The organism is Rhizobium sp. SVR5-2C (genome assembly GCF_056755115.1).
In genome coordinates this window covers 1-275 of sequence record NZ_JBNDHT010000394.1, presented here as the reverse complement: position 1 = coordinate 275, position 275 = coordinate 1, and the positions used below count along the sequence as shown (strand labels likewise).

1 protein-coding gene is annotated in these 275 nt (G+C 63.3%); it reads left to right on the top strand.

Features of this window, described 5'->3' with window-relative positions; all coding sequences use genetic code 11:
• On the top strand, positions 1-275 hold a 275-nt coding region (locus ACPYOI_RS36235; RefSeq protein WP_481424193.1), incomplete at both ends, for a hypothetical protein.

Here is a 275-nt window from a genome sequence, read left to right as displayed (position 1 = left end):
GTGTCAAGCAGCAATTCTTTCCGACCTCTGACCGCCCGGAAGTGCTGGTGGAGGTTCGTCTGCCTGAGGGCACCAGCAACGAGACGACGACGGCCACTGTCGAGAAGCTCGAGGGTTGGCTGCACGATCAACCCGAGGCCAAGATCAGCACCAGCTATGTCGGCCAGGGTGCGCCCCGCTTCTTCTTCGCGATGGCGCCCGAGTTGCCCGATCCGGCCTTCGCAAAGATCGTCGTCCTGACGCCTGACGCGGAAGAGCGCGAGGCCTTGAAGCAC